The following is a 16949-nucleotide window of genomic DNA, read 5'->3' as shown; positions in this document are numbered from 1 at the left end:
GGAGCCGCAGCAAGAGCTGGCCTGGTATGTGCGGGTCAGCGTTTACTACGCTACGGATAAGGATCGGGCTTTCGAAGAAGCTCTGCAAGAGGCCTTACGAGTAGATCCATATGAGCCTTTTTATTATTATCTGCAAGCCAATATGCTGAACAAAGGGCAGGCCAAGCCAAGCGAAGACGGCACTTTCGCATGCACTTGAACTGCGTCCGGAATCACCATTATATTTGGCTGTGGAATACAAGCTGAAAGAGACGTATATATGGAATGCCGTTCGCTTAGATCCAGAAGACAAACAGTACCAGGATGAATTTCTAGAGGCGCTTCAACATAACGAAATGTTATTTAAAATATTTTTGTGGCCAGTCAAATTTTTGCGGAAAATGAAGAATTGGCAGATTCTGCTCACTTGGGTTGTGGCAGTGCTCTTATTTAGGCCTTTGTTAATCCTGTTCATCGTGTTGTATGTGCTCTCGCATTGGGTAACCAAAGCCATCGTGCACGTCAAAGTCTTTGGCTGGGGACGCAGAGGCGTATAAGAATATCGAGAGGAAAAGAAGATGAAATGAATAAAGACAAATTATGCTTGGAAATAAAAGAAGCAGAAGAATCCCAGTTGAGTTTACTTGTTACTCAGTTTTCACCTGGTAATCCCATGTTTCAGTACAACCGATATGCTGCACAAAAGAGAGGTGAGGGACTATACTTAATCGCTTGGCATCATAACACCCCTGTTGGGCATTTCTTATTACGCTGGAGTGGTCCTAATGATGAACCTGTAACTAAATTAGTGGATATTACCCATAGCGCTTTCTTAGAGGCTGGGTTAACAGTATATGAATATCGGAGGCAAGGTGTTGCAACAGCCATAATCCGAGAAGCCGAACGTTTAGCAAAAGAAAAGGGTTGTACGTGTATAGGGTTAGAGGTGGGAATAAATAATCCGGAAGCCAAACGACTTTATGAAAAATTAGACTATGTGGATTGGGGGCACGGGGATTTTTTAATCAGCTGGGAACAGATTGACGAAAATGGAAATAAAGGAATTGGAACAGAAGTTGTGATTTATATGCAAAAAAGTTTGATTAACTAAACGGGAAACGATCGCTCAATAATGAAAATAGACGGGGCTGTCTCGAAAGTCATCAGTAGATGACGGAGGGATACCCTTTTTTTGTTATAAGCAGTCAAGTTCCTGACAACAGCTTTATTTAGGTAACGAGCAAAATGACAAGGAATGCGGCTGATATGATGCAGTCCTCATTTTTATATTGACTAAATGTTCATTCAATAATAAAATAATACTAAAAATTCCAGTAGGCGCCTTCTATTATTGGGCCAAATTGGTTTGAGGATGATCAGAGATGGAAACACGTGTGAATCAAATTGAATTGAATGGACGCACTTTTCAATATCGAGAGAGTGGGGAACCTTCTGCACCGCCGATTGTTGCACTTCACGCGCTGGGAAAAAGCGCAGAATCATGGGATCAAGTCGCAGTTGCATTAGGAGAAAAATGCCGCGTTTTAGCTTTAGATCAACGGGGTCACGGTGGGAGCGCAAGAATAGGTAAATACACTTTTGAACTGATGTGCGATGACTTGTTTCATTTTGCAAATGCTATGAATTTGGAACGATTTACGCTTCTTGGGCATTCCATGGGGGGAACAGTATCCTACCTTTTCTCGGAAACATATCCTTCGAGGATAGAAAAGTTGATCGTTGAAGACACTCCACCTCCCTTTCCGGATAAGCCGATCGAAGTTCCTGCCGAACCTTCTGATCCTATGCCGTTTGATTGGCTGGTAGTGCCTTCGATTTTACGGCAACTTAATGAACCTAATCCCGAATGGTGGCTGCGTCTTAACGACATCATCATGCCGACTCTTATTATAGGCGGTGGGTCCAGTCATATTCCTCAAAACAAATTGCAGGAAGTTTCTGAGCTTATTCCGAATGGCGAGTTGGTAATGATACAGGATGCTGGGCACTTTGTGCATGATGATAATTTACCAGCTTTCTTGTCTGCCGTAAAAAAGTTCCTTGATTTGTAAGTTTCCGAACGCTTCACATCCGATATGGCTATTGCGGATAGGAGACTGTGGGGGGAAATTAGCGTTGTGATATTGAAAGTCGCTATTTTAGCGGCTTTTTTGTTTTTTCGGTACAAGTTTGTGTCCCGAGTCTAGACGAATAACTTTTCATGGATGCGATTTTCTGAAAGGAAAAGACTCTTGCAAGTCACTCTTGCAAAGAGTCTTTTTTTGAAGATATAGTCACGCGTCGGCTCAGGCCGCTAAGACAAAGAGTATATTATTAAAGATTGGTGAAGGGAGGGATTGTTATCTACAATAACCATGTCCAGAACATGATTACCAAGATCCCGGATGGAACGCTTGTCCGCGACTCGGGCTCGGCTGTATTTTTGATTGAACACGGCCAAAAACGGCCCATTATGGATATCGATTCTTTTTATTTTTACAAACTGATGGCCAGGAAAATCATACCGCTTGAGGATATGCTGCTTAACCTGTATCCCCTTGGAGAAGGCGTGACGGTTACGGGACAGTGGGCGAAGTGCGCCCCGGCGACGCTATTCGTAAAGGGGGGTGGATCCGGGATCTTTTTGTGGATGGACAATTGTTTATTCCCGATCCAGTCTGGAGAAGTCTTCCAACGTTTGCGGTGTCAAATGGACGAAATCGTGCATGTCCCGGATTCCTTGGTTCAATCTTTGCAGATTGGACACACCATCGACGCCTCTTTTTTTCTTCAGTACCCGGTGCTTAACGGACGCCTGTACAGCTCCCCGAGCGGTCATATTTATTACGGCGAGCGGCGAACGCTGCGAAAAGTGGAAGGCCCCTCCGTTTTTTCCTTCTTTCAATGGAGCGTACATCAGCTGATCTATCTAACCCAAAATGAATTTATAAAAAGTCCGATAGGAAAACCGGTACTTTCCTAACCGGGGTCAATACGCGGGTAGGAGGTTAAGATAACATGATACCGAAGGTAACGGTTATTATCCCTTTCTACAACTGTGTTTATGTTCAACAGGCCGTAGAGAGTGCTTTGGCGCAAACCTATCCCGAGATAGAGGTTATTGTGGTCGATGACGGGTCTACCGAACATATGGATCTCCTGAATCCTTATGTTGACCGCATCCGGTATATCCGAAAGATCAACGGGGGAACGGCTTCCGCCCTTAACGCCGGTATTCGAGAAGCTAAAGGGGATTATATTGCTTGGCTCAGTTCGGACGACTTTTATCTTCCCAACAAAACAGCAAGACAAATGTCGTTTATGCTGGAACGTGGGGCATGGATCAGCAGTACAAACTTCAACTTCGTCAACGATCGGAACTTAGTGCTCATGGAAGCACCGAATTTTTCGTTTACTTCGAATCTGGAGCTGCTTGATCGATTGAAGAGGGAATGTCCAATTAATGGCTGTACGATCATGATGAAGCGGCAGCTCCTTGAACATGTCGGCATGTTCAATGAAGAGATTAAATACACGCAGGACTACGACATGTGGTGCCGGGTCGTGCTCGCCGGGTACGAATTTCATTATTTGCATGATATTCTTCTGCATTACCGATATCATCCGAACATGGGAACCTTAAAGCACAAAGACGCCCTTAAGCGGGAAATCGGGACCCTTCAGGCCATATACGGCGACAGACTGGAGCAGCGGAGACAGGTATTACTGACAGGAGGGTGGCAGCCTTGAAAATCTTGCTGGCTACCTTTTTTCAAATCCCGTACGTCGGTGGATTATGGAAATATATGTTGCAGGTGAAGCAGGGGCTTGAACGAGAGGGACATCAGGTGGATCTTTTTGGGAACGGACTGGATCGGTTTTATATTTTCAACAGTAATCAGGAGGTTCCGAAGGTTCATTTCAAGGAAATGTTCGATTACAAGATAACCCCTGCCACCGCGCCTTTGATTGCGGAGCATCCCTGGGTCAGGGAAGCGGAGACCGACAGGTATTGCATGGAGTTATCACTCGCCTTTATCGGTCTTGATCAATACGATATCATACACGCGCAAGACGTTCTTGCCGCCGCTGCCATAAAACGCATAAAACCAGGACAAATACCGTTAGTGACCTCCATTCACGCTTCTGCAGCTCTTACAGTACGGGATATGCTTGAGAACAACAAAACTTCTTCGGAAGACCCCACTAGCTCCTTGGTCTGGAAATACTATAAATCTATGGAATACTTGGGGAGTTCGGTAAGCGATAAAGTCCTTCTTGCTTCCGAATGGCTTAAAGAAGTGATGGTCCATCAATTTAGGGCTCCTTCCGATCGAATTGTCCTTATTCCTTACGCCCTCGACATCCCTTTTTTTCAAAGCAGCATGCGTAAGGTTTCCGGAAATCCGATCATGAAGCCCAAGGATAAAACCGTGATCATCAGCACATCGCGTCTTAGCTACGAGAAGGGGATTCACGTCTTGTTGAATGCCTTGTGCAGGCTGCACGTGGACCGCCAGGATTGGGAATGCTGGTTGGTCGGAGACGGTGATAAACGATATGAATACGAGGAGTTATGTCGCCAGATGGGTATTCAGTCGGCGGTTCGTTTCCTCGGAAGCCGGGAGGACGTCCCCTATTTGCTGAGTCAGGCCGAAATTTTCGCAATGCCCAGTTTGATGGAAACCCTGTCCTACTCCGTTATGGAAGCTCAGTTAGCAGGTCTGCCCATCGTATCATCCAGTGCAGGCGGATTAAAAGAAGCGGTACGGCATAATGTTGACGGATTGCTGTCTCCTCCGGGAGACGCGCATGTACTTTATCTGTATTTGGGTCAGCTGCTGTCGGATCCTTCCTTCCGGCGCAGGCTTGGGGACAATGCGCTGGAGTGGGCCTTAAAAAACCGGTCACTTCATACGATGATCAAACATTTGACAGGGGTTTATTCGGAGCAGTTGTCTCTAAAAAAACAATCCTAATTTTAAAAGGCGGTGTTTGTTATGAACATGCATCACGTTCCCGGGGATAGATACAACGGATTGTTTTTAACCCAGCTTTCCCAGCCGCATATAGTTGTCAACCGACAGGTATGGGATCAGATTGCCGCCAAACTTCCTCAAGAGTACGCCATTCCAGATTTTCGCATCATCAATCTCATGATGAATGATGAACCATCGCCTCAACGAGAAGTGGGGTGGTAAGAACAATATGGGGACATCCAATTGGCAAAATATTTCGTATTGCGTGGAACTGCTCCGGCAGATATCGCCGTCCTCGGTACTTGATGTCGGCGTTGGATTTGGCCGCTGGGGCATGTTATGCCGCGAATTCCTCGATGTGTGGTCAGGGCGGGTATTTCGTAAGGATTGGAAGGTAAGGGTGGAGGGAATTGAAATATTCCCCAAAAACATTGACCGTTACCATGCGTATTTCTACGATAAAATTCACATCGCTGATGCTTTTGAATTTATTCCGTCAACTTCGCCCGGAGAATATGACGTCATGATTATGGGCGATGTTCTGGAGCATTTCGATAAGGATAAGGCGCTTACCCTGTTGAATGCCAGCATTGCTAGAGGCAAGCACGTTCTGCTTAACATTCCCATCGGATCGGAATGGCCGCAAGGCACGGTGTACGGCAATGAATTCGAGACCCACCGCAGCATCTGGACTACCGAGGAACTTGATGCTTTCCCCGTTAAAGCCAAAAGGCATTTTAAAGACTATATTAACCGGGATTTTTCAACGTATTTATTTTCTTCGGAGTGATAAGGGTTTCGATGGAATAACAAATGTTTGCATTAGGCATTCATTTCCATCGACAGGCGTAGAGACAATAATGGTTGGGGTGTCCAGCAAATGCAGCAGCCGGGGTTATTCCCGGCTGTTTTTGTATTCAATTCATGACGGCGCCAGAGGACGGAGCTGACTGGCGTTAGACCATGAACGGCTGCCAACCGGATTTTGACGCTGCTGTCGGTCAGGCTCAGCTCGACCGCTGCCGCCAGAGCATATCCATATTGCAATCAGAGACAGGAACCACCATGATAACATTTCTAAATCTCATAAGGGACTAGTGAGTCCACATGTTATTTACATGTATTTTACTTGTATACAAATAAAGGGATATGATAAGATGAGATCGTATTGAAAGCGTTTACTAACCGGGAAAAAATTTATTCGTAAAGGGGAGAGTTTAGTGAGAAGCAAGTGGAAGAGTCGAGTTGCCGCAGTCCTAACGGTTATCATGATGTTCGCAATTATCCCGTGGGCCATGCCGATCACGTATGCCGCAGATGAAGAATTGACCAACGTTATGATCAACGGCGGCTTCGAGGATTCTGAAGTAAATGGACGTTTGCCGGGCTGGCAGCCCGATGAAGACACAGCTGCCATTACCGTAAGTGAGTCCGTGTACGCAGACGGGAAACGAAGTCTTCAGGTGGAACGCCTGTCGCCCGATGCAGGCTCCGGAGCGGTCAGCGATGCATACGCCGTCCAGCCATTCGGCAATGTCATCATGACAGCAAGTGTGCTCTCGGATGAAGGTCAAGGCGGCAAAGCAGACCTCAGGTTTTATGATGCAGACGGAAAGCTTGTCTCCGTAGTGAGCGGCCTGGTCGATGAACCATCGGGCCAATGGCAGAGTTTAAGAGTGGCTGCTGCGGCACCTAAAAATGCTGCAGAGGTCAAAGTCGCCTTCAAGTTTAATGGCGATCAAACCGGCAGGTATTTCGTTGACAGCGTCACATTGCAAACGCATGCGTCCTCACCGTACTTAACGAATTTGGGACCGCAATCGTCGAGTCTAACTCTGATGACTGCAGCCTTCGGTAAAGACAAGAATGGTCAGGATGCTTTGTTTACGGTCGCACAGGGTGATCCGGCACAATTCATCGTAATGGATGTAGCTTCGAAAGAAGTGAAATCCACACATCCACTGGTTGCGCTTGACGGAAGCAACGTATCGGCAGCTTGGGCGATTGTGACAGCCTCCGATGGAAAGGTATACATCGGCAGTACGCCGAACGGGACGTTGTTTCAATATGATCCGGCAGAGGATACATTGCGGGCGATCGGCAAACCGGTTCCTACCGATACCGTGATCTGGACGCTTGTAGCCGGGGAAGATGGCAAAGTATATGGAGGAACGGGATATTCCCAAACGCTGTTTGAATATGATCCCGCATCCGACCAGACCAGAATCCTTAAATCCTTCAAGACTTCTTCGAAAGAGTCTCATATCCGCAGCCTTGCTTACGATTCCGATCGTCAAGTGATCTATGTGGGGGGAGCCGATGTCGCCAAGCTTTATCAATACAATCTCGCAAGCGGAAGATCCACCGCGCTTCATCCGCCTGAATTTAACGGCATGACTTCGGTTTATGATCTCCGGTATGCAGGGGGCAAACTTTTCGTGCGCGTGGATCCAGGACCCGTTATGTGTGTCTATGATCCCGATACCTCCAGTTGGATCGTAAATAAAAATACGGCCTATAATGCCCGGGGATTCTCACCAATATCGCCAGACGGCAAAACGGTGTTCTACACCTATTATGAGACTCTCCCGGGAGGCGGGCAGCAGTGGTCGCTTTATTCGTATGATGTGAATACGGGGGTTTACGGCTCGCTGGGCGTGGATGTCAAAGGAGCAGGCGTCGCTTTTGGTTATGTTCAGCTGGATCAGGCAAAGTATCCGGGCTGGACCTTGGTCGGATTGGCCGGAAATAGCGGCAGGGCATTTTATTACAATCTGGAAACCGGTTTGATTGAGACGCCGGAGCTTCCGTTTCCGGCACAGTTTGTGGAATTGTTTAATATCGGGAAGAGCACAGACGGGCAGATTCTGTCTTCGGGCTTCATTTCAGGCGGGGGAATGGGAATTTACTCGCCGACCCGTAACGAGACCAAGCATTATCCTCAAATCGGTCAAGTCGAAGGGTTCGGTTCATTGAACGGAAAGATGTATCTCGGTGTTTATCCTAGAGCGACCCTCTTTGAATACGATCCAGCCAAACCTTGGAACCGGACGGACCCATCAGAACCGAATAATCCGCTGCGGCTTGGTCAGTTGGGTTCGGAGCAAGACCGGCCCGTAGCCATGCTCGGGGTCGAGGAAGAAAACCTGTTATACATCGGTTCCTATCCAATTGCAGGCAAAACAGGCGGGGCACTTACCGTCTACAATCCTGTTACCGGAAAGTTTGATGTGAAGCGCGACATTATATCCGGTCATTCGATCAATTCGTTGCTTTACCAAAATGGAAAGCTGTTTATGGCCACCGGCGCGATGACCGGCGGAGAGGGGAAACTTGCCATTTACGATACAGCATCAGGCCGAGTAGAGCTGGAACAGGTACCTGTTCCGGGCAAAAAAGCAGTAACCTCTTTGATATGGGGCCCGGACGGTAACATATGGGGAATGGCGCTGGGGGCTCTGTTCATCTATGATACGGAACGCCAAGAGATTATTTACAGTGAGGATATGTTTCCTACAGCAGATTATGCACACAGCAATCCTCGATTGACCATTGGAACGGACGGCTATGTGTACGGTACCATTTATACGGGATATGTTGCTGACCATACTTATACGAGCAAGATGTTTAAGATTGACACAGCAAGCAAATCGCTGTCCATCTTGTTGGAGAGCAATGCGGAAAAGCTGGCGCAGGACGACTTTGGCAACTTCTATTTCAAATATGGCAGCGAGCTAATGAAGTATAGCGACCCGAATCTGGTCATGCCGCTGGACAAAGTACAACTCGAGGCTGAATCGCTCCAGCTTCACCCGGGAGATGAGGTCGGTTATTCCTACGAAGTCTTCCTTGAGAGAGGAAGAACGACTAAGGAGTTATCCGGCGCTCACATTGAGTATTTGAGCAGCCGTCCGGATAAGGCGGCGATCGACCCCAAAGGAAAGATTATCGCCAAGCATCCGGGGCAAGCCGAATTGTCGATTCGAATTACATTGAACGGGGTAACAGTTGAATCCAATAAAATCAAGGTGAAAATAACCGGACCTTTTTAAAACTGTTCATGACATATAGCAATATGAGGCCGTTGTCCTGGACAACGGCTCTTTATTTTATTATCCAGTGATCCATTAGACCGGGAACTTGAAGGATGGAATTACCAAGTGGGTTGAACTTATGAAAGTTTTCTGATCGGAAGCGAGATGTCCTTACCAGTTAAAGACGGTAATTTAGTCCCGTTTGACAAGAGGCAAAAGTTATAGTGTTTGATGATTTCTGCTGTCGCAATTAGGTCAATGGATATAGGAGTGAAGTTAAAAAATAGAACTATTTTCTTGATCAGCCATCATCTAATATCCAAGTAATTACAGAAAATCGCAGCCTTTCTTTTGAACAGAATAGCTTTAATACATAGTTAAATGAAGTGTAGTGAAGTCGAGGAGTGGAAAAAATTAGTAAAGATTAACTATCACGACCTAGTGTTTCATGAGGGTTATCAATATCATCAAAACCATTCTTGAAAGACAATATTGAACAAAAGACCTATCGATTTTCATTTGGAAACAAGATACAGTAATTGTAAATCGAATACATAATATAATCATGGTTTACAATTTAAATACTATTTTTGTACGACAATAGCAAACCCACCGAAAGGTGGCGACGCAAAGCTATAGGGGCTAATGCGGGATCTACTGCGACCGCAATGCCAGCCAGTTGCCGAATACAACGGGAAACCTCCGTTTTATTCATTATTTTGAATTGAAGAAAGGGGTTTTTTTGACGTTCCAAAAAACAACGGTGGCTTCGCTATAAAAAACTAGTTTGGGGTTGAAGGGGGACATTACTTGATCGCAGAATGCGAAGAGGATTTTTCTGTTCGTTAACAATCAGACATTAATGAATCGATTATCCGGGAGGTTGATGGTCATGGAACAAACGACTTGTGATGTATCAATTGACGAATTGCCGAGGGGGGGATGGGCCAACGATGAAGGAAACCAGGTTCGTTTTTCCCTGGATTTTGCAACGACCCGAAAACTCCATGAACTTGCGTTCAATTTCGGAATAACTGTGGATATGGCACTTATGGCTTGTTATGCGATCCTGCTTGCCAAATATACCGGCGAGGATGATCCTGTAATTGGGTATCTGTTGGAAAGACAGATGTTTCCTATACGTTACTCTCCTACTGTACATAAGCCATTAGGTAAGTTTCTGATAGAAGTCAAGCATACCACGATGCAAGCACTCGAAGATCGGAATATGCGAAAGAATTTGAGCGGCAACCCGTTCATCAAAGCGGCGTTTACTTGGCAAAACGCCAATGCCACTCCTTATGAATCCGATCAGCTGGGGACGTTTGAGCTTGCTTTGACGGCTTTTAAGAAGGAATTTATCATGATACACCTTGAATATTCGACCCGCTCCTACAGAAAAGAAACGATCGAGCAGATGAGCGGCCACTTGAGCCGAATCGTGCATGAAGTAGTTGATTTCCCCGAGAAGGTGATTGCCGACATACGTATGATGTCGGAAGAAGAGGAGAGACAGATTCAGGCTTTCAGCGGATCCAAGACGGACTATCCTTCCAGCCAAACGGTCCATTACTTGTTTGAGGAACAGGTCCGTTTAACCCCCGATCGCCCGGCGGTCATGACCGAGGACCATCAGATGTCCTATCGGGAATTGAACGAACGCGCGAATCAGCTTGCAAAAGCACTGCAGGATCACGGCATTAAGCCGGAGAGCGTTGTTGGCATTGTCGCGGATCGGTCTGTCAATATGATTGTCGGGCTTACAGCCATATTGAAAGCTGGCGGCGCTTATATGCCCATCGAAGCCGATTTTCCGTGCGAAAGAATCGAATATATGCTCAAGGACAGTCGAGCGGGATTTTTACTGGCTCCTTCCAGCTGGAAGCCTGACATAGCATTTGAGGGAAAAGTAATTTATTGGGACAACGCGCAGCTAAGCCTTGACAGCTGTCCCCATACGATATCTGCAGCAACCTCGCAAAGTCTAGCCTATATCATCTATACTTCCGGATCAACGGGGACACCGAAAGGAGTCATGGTTGAGCATCGTAACATCGTAAGACTGGTCAAGAATACCAATTATTTCAACTTTTCCAAGGAGCATCGAATTTTGCAAACCGGTACAATAACATTCGATGCGTCGACCTTTGAAATTTGGGGATCCCTTTTGAACGGATCTACTTTGTATTTGATGAAGGACACGGACCTATTTGACCTTTACAAATTGAAGGAAACCATCATCGGCCACCGCATTACGGCTTGGTTTCTGACTACGGCTCAATTCCATAATCTGGCCGAACAGGACCCAGACGCCTTTCGTATGTTAGACACCTTGCTAATCGGCGGAGAAGCGTTATCGCCGAAGCACGTAAATGCCGTAAGGAAGAGGTGCCCCGATCTGCGGATGATCCATATGTACGGTCCAACGGAAAACACGACGTTCTCCACTTACTTCCCGATCGAACGTGATTTCGAATCGACCATTCCAATTGGCAGACCAATATGCAATTCATCCGCTTATATTCTTGATAAACAGTTGAAGCTTCAGCCGATCGGAGTAGTAGGAGAGCTTTGCGTCGGAGGAGACGGTATCGCGCGGGGGTATGTGAATCAGCTGGAATTGACAGAAGCCAAGTTTGTGGAACATCCGCTCCTCGGGGAAAGGTTATATCGAACGGGGGATTTGGCCCTGTGGCTGCCGGATGGCAATATCGAAATGATCGGGCGAATCGACGATCAAGTAAAGATCCGAGGGTATCGAGTGGAACCGGGAGAAATCGAGACCCGGCTATTGGAACACAACGCAATCTCGAAAGCCGCGGTAGCCGTCAAAGCAGACGGAAGTGGAAATCCGATAATATGTGCGTATTTTGTTGCGAAACAGGTGTTGTCCGAAACGGAAGTCAAGGCGTATTTAGCCCGGAATTTGCCTGAATATTTCCTGCCTTCACTTGTGGTGCAGATGGAAAGTTTGCCGCTTACCCCTAACGGGAAAGTCGATAAAAAAGCTCTGCCGGACCCTGATCTTCTTCGTCCGATGCTCGTCAACTGAGACGAACCGCTAAACGAAACGCAGCAAATGCTTAAAAAGATCTGGCTGTACAAGGATGTGGAGCAAATCGAGACCGCATTTGACCCGATCTATCGATGTTTATCGTCCAGTCATCACCAATGATGGATGGGAGCACACTAATTTGGGTAGGGAGCAAGGAAGGAAAAAAGTGAACAAAACAGATAAAGAGAAGTCAAGGCTAAAGTATGATGACGGCAAGCAGTCACCTTAAACAAAGGTTGACTGCTTTTTCTTTTGTGAACAGTTTAACCTTGCTATTCCATCCGCCACTGTCGGATTATCATCAAAATTATTCTAAAGTTACTTCAACCGACAGGGGATTGCCCCCCGTTGTATAATTCATTAATACAAAAGCATGTCCACATTACATAGGGGCGGGGTTATGATGCGCAAATCATGGTTTAAACGACTACTATTGTCCTACATGCCGGTATTTATGATTGTCATCACGTTTATTTTCTTTGTTTTCTTTCAAATGTTCAGTGAGCAAAGCCGTCGCGAGGCGCTGAATGCCAATAAGACGCTGTCCCTACAGGCGATGCGGATCGTGGATACGTCGCTCAAAGTGATCGATAATATGATCGTCCTCGAGAGTATCAACAGCGAGTCTTTGAACAATTTTTTTAAGGCAAACTCAGGAAGTGATGCCTACATCAACATCAGGGCCGTGCAGAAGCTTAAGGAATTGATCAATTACTATCCTTTGATCGATTCCATTTACTTGGTGCGATATTCGGACGGATATGTGTTGAGTGATGCAACCAACGCTTATATCGGTTCATATCCTGACCGCAAATTTATCGAAGAATATCAGGTGTCCAAGACTCCGAAGTGGACTGGTGGGCGCAGTTTCGAGCAATTCAAAATGATTGGCGGTAAACAGGTGGCCAGTCTGGTGCGGGGATCGCCATACATGAAAAATAATCTCGGCATGATCGTGGTTAACGTTTCGGCAGATTCGCTGAAAAAATTGACGGAGAATATGTACGAATCCAAGGTCAGCTTTATCCAAGCTAAAGATGCTTCCGGTCAGCTGTTGTTCGGGAGTGAGGCGAAAGTTAAAGAATCCGAGCTCTTCTCGGAATATACCTCGGACTACACCGGTTGGAAATATGGAAGCGGTCTCATCAATGGCGGATATGTCAACACGATTTCAGAACTCTATAATCTGTGGTTTGTGATCGGACTCCTCATGATCGCCGCCGGATTCATCTGGATGATCTATGTGACTCGGCGCAATGCCAGACCGATCGAGCGGATCGCCGAGCGATTCAGCGACTATTCCCTGCCTGTAAGGGGCGCGGGCTTATGGAAAGGCAGTCCCGATGAGTTCGCATTTATTGAGTCGGCGTTCGATCATATCCTGGAGCAGTCCAGGCAATACCAGGAAAAATACCAGGAAGATCTTCATCTGCGGACAAGGTATCTGTTCCATCAGCTGATTGAGGGACAAACCGATATGAGTCTGGAAGAGTGGCAGGAGGAAGCCGCCATACTGAATTTACCCGAGCCGCTGGACCGGTTTAGGTTACTCATCATTGAAATGGACAACTACGGAGAGTTCTGCCGGAAGTATACGGCGAGTGATCAGAATCTGCTGAAATTCGTCCTCCGGAACGTGGTGAACGAGATTGCGATGAAGGAGAGTATTCGTTTGTGGTCGGAATGGACGTCGCCCTCCTGCCTTGCCGTCATTTACTTTGAGGGGGACGAGACAGAGGAGAGAGAGGGAGAAGCTTTATCCCGTTTTGGCGCGAAAATGCGGGGTTGGACCGAGCAAAATTTGAAATTTACCGTTACGATTGGAAGCGGCGAGGAGGTTTATCGGATCCAAGACCTGTCCAAGTCGTATAAAAGCGCAGCCCAAGCGCTTAAATACAAAATCGTGCTCGGGGAAAACCGACTGATCCGCAGCGAGGATATCGCCGGCACCAGCCATGCCGAAGTGTACGCTCACCTAGGAGAAATCAGCTCGATTATTCAATCCTACCGAATGCTGAACATAGGGTGGGAGGAGGCATATGAGGCATGGTTCGGACAGTTAAAGGGCAGCCTTCTTACCAATGAAGAGATATTTAACCTGATGAATTATTTACTGTATAACGTCGGCCGGGAGCTTTCGGACATGAATAAGGATGTCTACCGCGAGTGGTCCCAGGTACAGCTTCCCCTACTTACGGAAATGCTGGACCATGGCAGTTCACTGGAGCAGCTGCGGATTGAAATCAAGCAGGTCATGACCAGTTTGTTCGAATCCGTGGGTCAGCTACAAGAAGGCAGGCAGTATGCAGCGCTTATCCGGGAGATCTGCAAGCTGATCGAACAGGACTATGCCAACCCGGATTTGTCGCTGGAGATGCTCGGGGATCGTTTTCAGCTGAATCCCAAATATATAAGCAAGTTGTTCAAGGGACATACCGGACAGAGGTTCGTCGATTTTCTTATCCAGGTACGGATGCGTGAAGCAGTGAAGCTGTTGTTGGAGACGGATGCCTCTGTACAAGAGATTGCGGAGCGGGTTGGCTATACCCACGCCATCTCGTTAACGCGAGTATTTAAACGGATTATGGGAACGGCACCGGGCGAATACCGCAGCAATCAGCTCCGCAAAACGAACAGTTGAAAACGGTTTCTTTATAGAAAACGGTTAAGGTGGCGAGCTCATCGCTGCCTTTTTCGTTATAAATCATGCAGGCGAAAATGGTTAACCCGTTTATTCTTGTTTCTTGTTGATCGCAAGATCGGGCGTTTACAATGGCAATACATTCCGCCGCATCCAAAAGGGCGCTAACGATATCCGCAACATACAACGAAAAGGAGTTCATGCTGATGCGAAGTCTCAACAATAAGTTACATGGCGGTCCCGGGCTACCCGGTCCTGCTCAGGTCGGCACCCGCTCCCGCCCGCAAACGACGTGGATCCGGATCAGGCGCCACTGGCAGCTGTATCTGGTTCTCCTGCTCCCCTTTCTTTACTTGATTGTATTCAAATATGTGCCGATGGCCGGGATCGTGATTGCATTCAAGGATTACAGCGTCATTAAAGGGATTTGGGGAAGCCCTTGGGCTGGATTCAAATACTTTGAACAATTTTTTGAATCCCCAAACTTCTGGCTCTACATCAAAAATACGCTCGGGATCAGTTTCTATGGTCTGGCCGTCGGGTTTCCGGCACCGATTATTCTGGCGCTCGCCCTGAACGAAATCCGAAATGGGCTGTTCAAGAAGAGCGTACAAATGATAACTTACGCTCCTTACTTTATATCGACGGTTATCATGGTATCGATCATTATCGTCAATTTGACGCCCCAAGTGGGCATGGTCAGCAAGCTGTTCGAAATGATGGGAGTAACCAATACGAATTTTATGGGTATGCCTGATCTGTTCAAATCCATTTATGTCTGGTCCGATGTGTGGCAGTACACCGGATACGGGGCGATCATCTATATCGCTGCGCTCGCCGGAGTAAATCCTGAGCTGTATGAGTCGGCCAGGGTGGATGGGGCTTCCCGCATCCAGAAGATCCTCAAGATTGATATCCCCAGCCTGATTCCCGTGTCAGTGATCATGCTGATCCTGAATCTTGGTAACATTATGAAGCTGGGTTTCGAAAAAATCTATCTAATGCAAAACCCTCTCAATCTCGCCTCTTCCGAAGTCATATCTACTTATGTGTATAAAGTAGGTCTGCTTGGGTCGAGCTTCAGCTTCTCGGCGGCGATCGGCTTCTTCAACTCGGTGGTGAATTTGCTCCTGTTGATCGCCGTGAATTACATCGCCCGAAAGCTGTCGAGCAGCAGTCTGTGGTGAGTCGAATGAATTCATCGCCGAGGCCGACTGAAACCATACCTAAATGAAAAAGGTGCCAAGGAGGGAACAAAATGCCCAAAACAACAACCGTAATTCGGGAATCCCGGGGGGACCGCATATTTGTCGCTTTGATCTATGCTTTCCTGACCTTGATTCTTATCATCGTGGCCGTGCCATTGATTTATATTCTCAGCTCATCCGTAAGCTCGCCGCAGGCCGTCGTGTCCGGAAAGGTATGGCTCTTCCCAGTCGATTTTACATTGGATGGATACAAGGCGGTATTCCAGAACCCGCAGATCGGCGTCGGCTATATGAACTCCTTGTTCTACACGGTCGTAGGGACGGCGATCAACGTGTCACTGACAATCATGTTTGGATATCCGCTTGCCAAGCGGACGCTGTACGGCCGACATTTCTTTATGATTGTGCTGGTTATTACCATGATGTTCGACGGGGGCTTGATACCGTACTATCTCCTGGTGAAGGATCTTCAGTTACTCGACACCCGTTGGGCGATGATTCTGCCGGGAGCCATGGGAGTGATCCAGGTTATCGTTGCCCGCACCTTCTTCCAGACGACCATCCCGGATGAACTGTCCGAAGCGGCGGAGCTGGACGGATGCAGCGATATCCGGTTCATTCTCAGCATCGTCCTGCCTCTGTCCAAACCGATTATTGCCGTCATGACGCTCATGTACGCAGTTGGACATTGGAATGCATATTTTGACGCCTTGATCTTCCTGAGATCTCCGGACTTGTTCCCGCTGCAAATCATTCTACGCAACGTCTTGATTCTGAACACGGTGGATCCGTCGATGATGGCCAATGTGGATCAGGTGCAGGCGCAGCAAGGACTGAAGGATCTATTAAAATATTCGCTGATCGTGGTCGCGAGTGCACCGGTACTGATCATTTATCCGTTTGTTCAGAAGCACTTTGTCAAAGGAGTCATGATCGGTTCCTTGAAAGGATAAGTGGGAAACCAGCTTAAGGGAGGTGGTGCGGTCTTTTATTCAAGGAAGATACGGGTGATTGGAAGTTTACTGATTGTGATCAGGAATAACATGAAAAAGA

The 16949-nt window shown here is 47.1% G+C and carries 14 protein-coding genes and 1 riboswitch; of the genes, 13 read left to right on the top strand and 1 reads right to left on the bottom strand.

Features of this window, described 5'->3' with window-relative positions; translation table 11 throughout:
* Nucleotides 1-224 precede the first annotated feature (224 nt).
* From MKY82_RS17480 to MKY82_RS17445, 8 genes are all read left to right on the top strand, one after another.
* The gene (locus tag MKY82_RS17480) at nt 225-536 is read left to right on the top strand and encodes a hypothetical protein (protein WP_339293959.1); all 312 of its coding nucleotides are present in this window, start codon (nt 225-227) and stop codon (nt 534-536) included.
* Nucleotides 537-562: 26 nt separating this feature from the next.
* Nucleotides 563-1090, top strand: coding sequence for a GNAT family N-acetyltransferase (locus MKY82_RS17475; protein ID WP_339293958.1), 528 nt, complete (start codon nt 563-565; stop codon nt 1088-1090).
* Between the two features lie 271 nt (nt 1091-1361).
* Nucleotides 1362-2051, top strand: coding sequence for an alpha/beta hydrolase (locus tag MKY82_RS17470; RefSeq protein ID WP_339293957.1), 690 nt, complete (start codon nt 1362-1364; stop codon nt 2049-2051).
* A 314-nt stretch (nt 2052-2365) separates the two neighbouring features.
* Complete coding sequence (locus tag MKY82_RS17465) at nt 2366-2962, top strand: hypothetical protein (protein WP_162487533.1); 597 nt, start codon at nt 2366-2368, stop codon at nt 2960-2962.
* A 35-nt stretch (nt 2963-2997) separates the two neighbouring features.
* Nucleotides 2998-3729, top strand: coding sequence for a glycosyltransferase (locus MKY82_RS17460; RefSeq protein WP_220685103.1), 732 nt, complete (start codon nt 2998-3000; stop codon nt 3727-3729).
* Nucleotides 3726-4958, top strand: a complete 1233-nt coding sequence (locus MKY82_RS17455) for a glycosyltransferase family 4 protein (protein ID WP_339293956.1) — start codon at nt 3726-3728, stop codon at nt 4956-4958. The genes MKY82_RS17460 and MKY82_RS17455 overlap by 4 nt, the downstream gene beginning before the upstream one ends.
* 21 nt (nt 4959-4979) lie before the next feature.
* Nucleotides 4980-5180: a hypothetical protein gene (locus MKY82_RS17450; protein WP_194542907.1), complete on the top strand. Its 201-nt coding sequence runs from the start codon at nt 4980-4982 to the stop codon at nt 5178-5180.
* Between the two features lie 7 nt (nt 5181-5187).
* A complete protein-coding gene (locus MKY82_RS17445) occupies nt 5188-5748 on the top strand; it encodes a methyltransferase domain-containing protein (protein ID WP_194542906.1) in 561 nt (186 codons plus the stop codon).
* 32 nt (nt 5749-5780) lie between these two features.
* Here MKY82_RS17445 and MKY82_RS17440 read toward each other — a convergent pair whose 3' ends face one another.
* Nucleotides 5781-6005 carry a hypothetical protein gene (locus MKY82_RS17440; RefSeq protein ID WP_339293955.1) on the bottom strand — a complete coding sequence of 75 codons (225 nt, stop codon included), beginning with the start codon at nt 6003-6005 and terminating at the stop codon, nt 5781-5783.
* Nucleotides 6006-6178: 173 nt separating this feature from the next.
* Here MKY82_RS17440 and MKY82_RS17435 point away from each other — a divergent pair, with 173 nt between their 5' ends.
* From MKY82_RS17435 to MKY82_RS17415, 5 genes are all read left to right on the top strand, one after another.
* Nucleotides 6179-9010, top strand: coding sequence for a hypothetical protein (locus tag MKY82_RS17435; protein WP_339293954.1), 2832 nt, complete (start codon nt 6179-6181; stop codon nt 9008-9010).
* 574 nt (nt 9011-9584) lie between these two features.
* Nucleotides 9585-9679: riboswitch (cyclic di-GMP riboswitch) on the top strand.
* Between the two features lie 205 nt (nt 9680-9884).
* Nucleotides 9885-12044, top strand: coding sequence for an amino acid adenylation domain-containing protein (locus tag MKY82_RS17430; RefSeq protein ID WP_339293953.1), 2160 nt, complete (start codon nt 9885-9887; stop codon nt 12042-12044).
* A 403-nt stretch (nt 12045-12447) separates the two neighbouring features.
* Entirely contained in the window at nt 12448-14688 is a 2241-nt protein-coding gene (locus MKY82_RS17425) for an AraC family transcriptional regulator (protein ID WP_339293952.1), read from the top strand.
* 206 nt (nt 14689-14894) lie between these two features.
* A complete protein-coding gene (locus MKY82_RS17420) occupies nt 14895-15875 on the top strand; it encodes an ABC transporter permease subunit (protein ID WP_071219042.1) in 981 nt (326 codons plus the stop codon).
* A 71-nt stretch (nt 15876-15946) separates the two neighbouring features.
* The gene (locus MKY82_RS17415) at nt 15947-16849 is read left to right on the top strand and encodes a carbohydrate ABC transporter permease (protein ID WP_339217449.1); all 903 of its coding nucleotides are present in this window, start codon (nt 15947-15949) and stop codon (nt 16847-16849) included.
* Nucleotides 16850-16949 lie beyond the last annotated feature (100 nt).

The organism is Paenibacillus sp. FSL W7-1279 (genome assembly GCF_037969845.1).
GTDB lineage: Bacteria > Bacillota > Bacilli > Paenibacillales > Paenibacillaceae > Paenibacillus_AQ.
This window is presented reverse-complemented; position numbering and strand designations above follow the sequence as displayed.

What these genes read in the sequence shown, in the direction of transcription:
- MKY82_RS17475 (WP_339293958.1), top strand. Translation starts at nt 563, where the DNA reads ATGAATAAAGACAAATTATGCTTGGAAATAAAAGAAGCAGAAGAATCC.
- MKY82_RS17470 (WP_339293957.1), top strand. Translation starts at nt 1,362, where the DNA reads ATGGAAACACGTGTGAATCAAATTGAATTGAATGGACGCACTTTTCAA.
- MKY82_RS17465 (WP_162487533.1), top strand. Translation starts at nt 2,366, where the DNA reads ATGATTACCAAGATCCCGGATGGAACGCTTGTCCGCGACTCGGGCTCG.
- MKY82_RS17460 (WP_220685103.1), top strand. Translation starts at nt 2,998, where the DNA reads ATGATACCGAAGGTAACGGTTATTATCCCTTTCTACAACTGTGTTTAT.
- MKY82_RS17450 (WP_194542907.1), top strand. Translation starts at nt 4,980, where the DNA reads ATGAACATGCATCACGTTCCCGGGGATAGATACAACGGATTGTTTTTA.
- MKY82_RS17445 (WP_194542906.1), top strand. Translation starts at nt 5,188, where the DNA reads ATGGGGACATCCAATTGGCAAAATATTTCGTATTGCGTGGAACTGCTC.
- MKY82_RS17430 (WP_339293953.1), top strand. Translation starts at nt 9,885, where the DNA reads ATGGAACAAACGACTTGTGATGTATCAATTGACGAATTGCCGAGGGGG.
- MKY82_RS17425 (WP_339293952.1), top strand. Translation starts at nt 12,448, where the DNA reads ATGATGCGCAAATCATGGTTTAAACGACTACTATTGTCCTACATGCCG.
- MKY82_RS17420 (WP_071219042.1), top strand. Translation starts at nt 14,895, where the DNA reads ATGCGAAGTCTCAACAATAAGTTACATGGCGGTCCCGGGCTACCCGGT.
- MKY82_RS17415 (WP_339217449.1), top strand. Translation starts at nt 15,947, where the DNA reads ATGCCCAAAACAACAACCGTAATTCGGGAATCCCGGGGGGACCGCATA.